5 protein-coding genes are annotated in these 6,391 nt (G+C 22.4%); all 5 read left to right on the forward strand.

The annotated features are described in order from the left end of the window. A partial coding sequence (locus ACMUOV_RS04430; protein WP_413853906.1) for a tetratricopeptide repeat protein occupies positions 1-556 on the forward strand: 556 nt, incomplete at its 5' end. A gap of 24 nt (positions 557-580) precedes the next feature. Further along, positions 581-1,003 carry a hypothetical protein gene (locus tag ACMUOV_RS04435; RefSeq protein ID WP_413853907.1) on the forward strand — a complete coding sequence of 141 codons (423 nt, stop codon included), beginning with the start codon at positions 581-583 and terminating at the stop codon, positions 1,001-1,003. Between the two features lie 15 nt (positions 1,004-1,018). Continuing rightward, a complete protein-coding gene (locus ACMUOV_RS04440; protein WP_413853908.1) occupies positions 1,019-1,714 on the forward strand; it encodes a DnaB-like helicase C-terminal domain-containing protein in 696 nt (231 codons plus the stop codon). 21 nt (positions 1,715-1,735) lie between these two features. Continuing rightward, on the forward strand, positions 1,736-3,703 hold the full coding sequence (locus tag ACMUOV_RS04445) for a DUF262 domain-containing protein (RefSeq protein ID WP_413853909.1): 1,968 nt from the start codon (positions 1,736-1,738) through the stop codon (positions 3,701-3,703). Beyond that, positions 3,700-6,081 carry a DUF262 domain-containing protein gene (locus ACMUOV_RS04450; protein ID WP_413853910.1) on the forward strand — a complete coding sequence of 794 codons (2,382 nt, stop codon included), beginning with the start codon at positions 3,700-3,702 and terminating at the stop codon, positions 6,079-6,081. Before ACMUOV_RS04445 ends, ACMUOV_RS04450 begins: the two co-directional genes overlap by 4 nt. The last annotated feature ends 310 nt before the right edge of the window (positions 6,082-6,391 follow it).

Raw genomic sequence — 6,391 nt, forward strand, 5'->3', positions numbered from 1 at the left:
AAAAGAAGAAAATTTACATTGGTATACAGGATATAACTATTTTCTTAAAGAAAAATATGATAAGGCACAAAATATTTATAACGAAGTAATAAACAAAGAACATAACGAATACGGCTATTTTCTAATGGGGCTTTTAAACAAAAGATTAAAAAAATACAACGAAGCAATTGAAAATTTTACTATGTATATAGAACATTCTAATGACAATAAAAGGAAAAGTAACGGTTACGGGCATAGAGGGTTAACCAAACTAAAAACTGGTTTGAATAAAGAAGCCATTGATGACCTTATGAAAGCAATAGAATTGGCAGTAGAAAACAGAAAAAAAGATATTAACCAAGAAGAATTAAACAAATTTTACAAAATACTAAAAACATATAAACAGGGCAATGTTAATAATTGGGAAAATATGAAATATGACGACATTCCTCTTGAGATTTCATTGTATTTTAAATGGTGTATTTTTGATATCGGGCAAGATAACAAGCGGGCTTTAAAAGATTTGCAACATTTATTAAATATATATTCCGAAATCAGTAATGAAAATAATAAATGAGAATAAAAAATATCGGAGGGAAAAATGTATAAAATTTTTAAAATAAAAGAAACGGAATGTTTAGAAATAGTAAAAAATTTAACAAGTGTTTTAAACTTTGCTAATAAAATTTGTTCAAAATGTTGTGATATTAAAAAACTTGAAACAAGAATTGAACTATTGAAAAAGAAAGCCAAAGAGGAACAAATAGAAATCCCCGAAGATTGTATAGCTTTTATAGCTAAGCAAATAAAAACTAACAGTATAGATTTATTTAGTGCTTTATATAGAATATCTGCTTTTATTAAATTTACGAACAGCTCTTTTACTGCAGATGTTGTGCAAAAGGCATTTAAAGATTTTAAATTTGAAGAAGAATCACATTGTAAAACTTGCCCGTATAACACAATGAAAAACAGCATTTCGGATGTAATAAACATAACAAAAACAAATCAAATAAAAAATTAAAAAAAGGAATTAAAAATGAATAAAATAAAAAATTTAATAAATGGATTTTTAGAAAAAGACAAAAAAGAAATTATAACAATTATAGGAAAATATAGTTTCGATAAAACCAGTTTTGTTGCAAACATTGTCAAAAATTTAGCAATAGACAATAATAAATCTGTTGCTATAGTTTGTACAAAAGAAAAGAAAGAAAATTTTCGCTATCATTTAATATCTCTTATTACAAATATAGATCTTGCAGATTTCAATATGAAAATTTTTGTTGATTTTAATAATAAGAAGATAAAAAATGCAAGTGATATGATAGAAAAATCAAAAATATATATAAGCAATGGTCAAAATTTCTTAGACGATTTATCCAAAATAGCAGATAAAAAAATAGATTTGTTAATAATAGATTCTTTAACATATTTGTTTTTAGAAATGAATACGGATAAAATTATGGAAAAATTAAAAGAAATTTCAACAAATCTTAATTGTTCTATATTAACGACATATGAACAGTTATATTATCCGCCAACATATAAAGAAACTGCAAAAAAAGAAGAAGAATTTGTAAAAAAGGCAAGTGATACTGTCATTATTATGGAAAGAGATATTGTTAAATTAACAATAGATTCTCATACAAATCAAACTCAAACTATCGAGTGTAAATTTAATAATTCAACCGGCGAATTTACTGAAGACATATATGAATTTGATATAATATAAAAAAATATATTTGGAGTATTTATGGAAGAAAGTAATAATATAGAATTGAAATCTGTAGAAGAATTAACACATTATAATTATAGCTTTTTTATTCCTGATTATCAAAGAGGATATAGATGGACACCTAAACATGTTCAAGATTTGTTAAATGATATAGATGAATTTAAAAAGGAAAGCAATAGTGGTGATTTTTATTGTATTCAACCTTTGGTAATCAAAAAAATAGTAGAAGAAGATTCTTTTATAGAAAAAATTCATAATGTTCAAAGACCTAATGTTTTTAAAAAAGTAAAGGACTTGATAGAATCAAATTGCAAGTGGGAAGTTATTGACGGACAACAAAGACTTACTACGATTCATATACTATTATCATATTTAAAACATGAAAAATTTTATAATATTGAATATAAAACAAGAAAAAATAGTAAAACATTTATAGAAAATATTTCTTCTATAGAAACAGAAAAAAATTTTAAAGAAAATATTGATTTTTATCATATTTACACAACTTATAAAACAATTGAAGATTGGTTTAAAGAGAAAGATAAAGAGTATAAAGATAAAGAGTATAAAGAAAAATTTAAAGATAATTTATTAGAAAAGGTTAAATTCATTTGGTATGAAATCCCTTCAGAAAGCAATTCTATCGAAATTTTTAACAGATTAAATATAGGAAAAATTTCATTAACAAATTCGGAACTGATAAAAGCTTTGTTGTTAAATAGAAAAAATTTTAAAAATGATGACAATATTATAAATAAACAAAAAGAAATTGCTTCTCAGTGGGATAATATAGAGTGTACTTTACAAAATGATGAATTTTGGTTCTTTTTAAACAATAAAGAATCCTCAAACCCTACTAGAATAGATATGATTTTTGATTTAATATTTGAAGAAGATATATTAAAACTATATAAAGAACAAAAAGAGGGAAAAAATATAGAATGTGTAAATGATGATGAATATAGAACATTTCGTTATTTTTATAATTACTTCAAAACAAACAAAGAAGAAATGCTTTATAATTGTTGGAAAGAAGTAAAAAAGATTTTTGATATTTTCTATGAATGGTTTAATGATTTAGAACTGTATCACTATATTGGATATATTTTGGAAACACAAATAGAAAGCAATAAAAAACAAAAAGAAATATCATTAAATGATTTATTAAAAAAATGGAATTCTTCTAGTGATAAAGATACTTTTATTAGAGAATTAAAAGATTTGATAAAAAATATTGTAAAAATTGATAAATTAGAGGCAATTAAAGATAAATTAGATGAACAATACACAATTGAAAATAAAAGAAATAGTATACCATTATTATTATTGCATAATATACAAACGATTATAATTCAAAATAAAAATTTAAAAAATAAAGATAAATATAAACAATCCGTATTTTATAAATTTCCTTTTCATTTATATAAAAAAGAAGATTGGGATGTAGAACATATTTGTTCATATACTGATAATGATTTTGATGACGATAAGACAAAAAGGGAATATTTAGTTTGGGCAGCATTTGGAATAAATAATAAAGATAAACTTTCGAACGAAATCAAAGAAATGCTAAATAATAAAAAAGAGATAAATTTGAAAGAATTTAATAAACTGAAAAGTGAGATAGAAAGTGATGATAATGATATTGAAGAAGATGATAAAAATAAAATTTGGAATTTTGTTTTATTAGATAGTAGTACAAACAGAAGTTATGGAAACGATATCTTTGCATCAAAAAGAAGAATTATTATCGGTAAAGATCAAGGTATAAAATATATTTTTAAAGATAATACAATTGAATATATTGAAAATAAGGAAGAAAAAGATAAAGCTTTTTGTTTTGTCCCGTTATGCACAAAAAATGTATTTTTTAAATACTACACTCTACAACCTAATAATTTAACAAAATGGACTAAAGAAGATGCTAAAAATTATAAAGAAAATATAGAAGAAACATTAAAAGAATTTTTACAAGAGGATAAATGAAAAAAACAACTTTTTGGGAAATTTTAAAAGAAAATAAAATAGAAATACCAATAATACAAAGAGATTATGCTCAAGGACGAGAAGGGAAAGAACATTTAAGAGAAAGATTTATAAAAGAGTTAGTAAAAGTATTAATTAATAAAGAAGAAAAATCTTTAGAATTAGATTTTGTTTATGGTTCTAACGAAAGCAATAAATTTATCCCTTTAGATGGACAACAACGATTAACAACTTTATGGCTATTACATTGGTATATTGCATATAAAAGTGAAAATTTAAGAAATAATAAAGATATTTTTATTAATTTTACTTATGAAACAAGAGTTTCTTCGAGAGAATTTTGTAAAGAAATGTCTGAACAAGAATTAAAATTTAACAATGATGAAGAAAAGAAAATATCTGATACAATTGAAAAACAAACATGGTTTTACAATATTTGGAAACAAGATCCTACAATTAATTCAATGTTAAGAACATTGGATACTATAGAACAAGTTTTAACAAAAGAACAAGTTTTGTATAAAGAATTATGGGAAGTATTAACAAAAGATAATAAAATTTCTTTTATTTTTTATGATATGAAAAACTTTGGACTTTCTGATGATTTATATATAAAAATGAATGCAAGATTTAAACCTTTGACAAATTTTGAAAATTTTAAAGCAGATTTAATAAATCATTTAAAAAATAAAAATAATATAGACATAAATGAAATATCAAAGAATTTGGATACAAATTGGACAGATATTTTTTGGAAAAACAGAGAAGAAAGAACAAACGAAATAGATGATATATTCTTTACATTTCTAAATAGATATTTTTTTGTTATGTATATTGAAAAGAAATTAAAAGAACAAAATGAAAAGAAATTAGAAGAAAAAGATGAATATAAAAAATTTTTGAATTTATGTGTTATAGATAAGAAAGATATTATAGAATACACTTCTTTTGATATTTATGAGAATATCATAGATAAAGATACATTGGAAAAATTACAGAAAATATTTGATATTTATAACAAAATAGAAGATTTTGAAACTATTGTAGAATATCCTTTCAAAAATAATGAAAAAATAAATGAAGAAGTGGATGATGAAAAACAAGGAGATTTTTCTTTTATTCCAAGATATAAAGAAAATTTCAAAAATAATGAACAAAAAGTTATAAGAATTACACAAAGACAAAGAATGGTTTTCTTTGGTATTATAAAATTTTTAACAAATTTTAAATTTTCAGAAGACACAAAAGAAGAGTGGAAAAAAGAATTTAAAAGATGGTTAAGATTTGTTTGGAACTTAGCAGATGATGTAAGTTTTAGAACTGAAGATCAGGTTATGAATGTAATAGAAAAAATAAATGAAGTTTTTGCTAAATGGCAATCTGAAAATAGTAAAATATCAATATATGAGTATTTAAAGGAACAATTAAATAATTATAAATTTGAAAATTCTTCATTAGACGAAAGATTTAAGGAAGAATGTGAAAAAGCTAAACGAATTTGCAATGATGAGAAATGGGAAAAGAAAATAATTGAGGCAGAACAATTTAGTTTTTTTCGTGGAACAATTAGATTTTTATTTCGAGATGAAAAAGGAAATATAAACTGGGATTTTTTTGATAAGAAGAATGAACAAGTTAAGAAATATTTTGACAAAAAAAATGATTTTAGTCCTGAGTTTTGGAAAAACTTTATTTATTGGACATGTTATGAAAACAAAGAGATATTTAATGATTTTACTTTTATTCTTAATAATATAAAAAATGCTAACTCTACAAAACCGTCATGGAAATATAACTATTTGATAGAAAAACGATTATCATTGCCTATTCATAAAATGCTTATAGATGATTTAGAAATAGATGAAGAAAAAAGAAAAAGTATAGATAAAAATACAATTCAATACTATTTATGTAATACAAATCTAATAGATAATTTAATAAAAAATAAGCATTTTGATATGCATAGATTTATAGAAATAGATTTATTGTATCCAAAAAATGTTACTTATGGAATTAATCTTAACTTAAATAGACAAAAATTATTAAATAAACTTTATGAAGATTTTGATTTTAAATTTATTGATATAGAAAAAAACAAAGAAGATGAATTTAAAAAGACTAAAGTGTTAGAAACAAATGATGATAAAATAAAATATTTTTTTTATGGATGGTTTGTATATTTCAAATATAAAGGATTTAGTTTTAAATTTGGTAGCAAATATGATAATAACATATATGATTATGGTAATGATAATGAAAAGCCAATTTATGAAATAGAAATAACAGATAATAATATAGGAAAAGAAAATATAGTAGAAGAAATAAAAAGAAAATTAGATAATCATATAAATACAAAAGAACCTATAAAAAGTATGTGAATGGCATTTATTTATAACGTGACTCTATCTTCAAAAACTATATCAAATCAAAAAATCCGCGATAACCTTTCGAGGATTTTTTATTTTATAAGCCATATTTGTTGTCATTTTAAACTTGATTTAGAATCTATATTTGATTTTCGTCCGAAGGACACCGAAATTACTAATTGATAATTTCTAATTACTAATTGAAAAAATGCTTTGCATTTTTAACGACACCCTGTTGTCTCGGTGTTTTTGTAAAATAGAAAAAATTAAAAACAAGGATGTGTTTGGGAATATGATAATTGAAGTTATAAATTTGCCTGTA

The organism is Candidatus Ruminimicrobium bovinum (genome assembly GCF_902760015.1).
GTDB classification, from domain to species: Bacteria; Elusimicrobiota; Endomicrobiia; order Endomicrobiales; family Endomicrobiaceae; genus Ruminimicrobium; species Ruminimicrobium bovinum.

Bases quoted from the DNA above. Each gene is read 5' to 3' on its own strand.
- ACMUOV_RS04435 (WP_413853907.1), top strand. From the start codon at position 581: ATGTATAAAATTTTTAAAATAAAAGAAACGGAATGTTTAGAAATAGTA.
- ACMUOV_RS04450 (WP_413853910.1), top strand. From the start codon at position 3,700: ATGAAAAAAACAACTTTTTGGGAAATTTTAAAAGAAAATAAAATAGAA.
- ACMUOV_RS04440 (WP_413853908.1), top strand. From the start codon at position 1,019: ATGAATAAAATAAAAAATTTAATAAATGGATTTTTAGAAAAAGACAAA.
- ACMUOV_RS04445 (WP_413853909.1), top strand. From the start codon at position 1,736: ATGGAAGAAAGTAATAATATAGAATTGAAATCTGTAGAAGAATTAACA.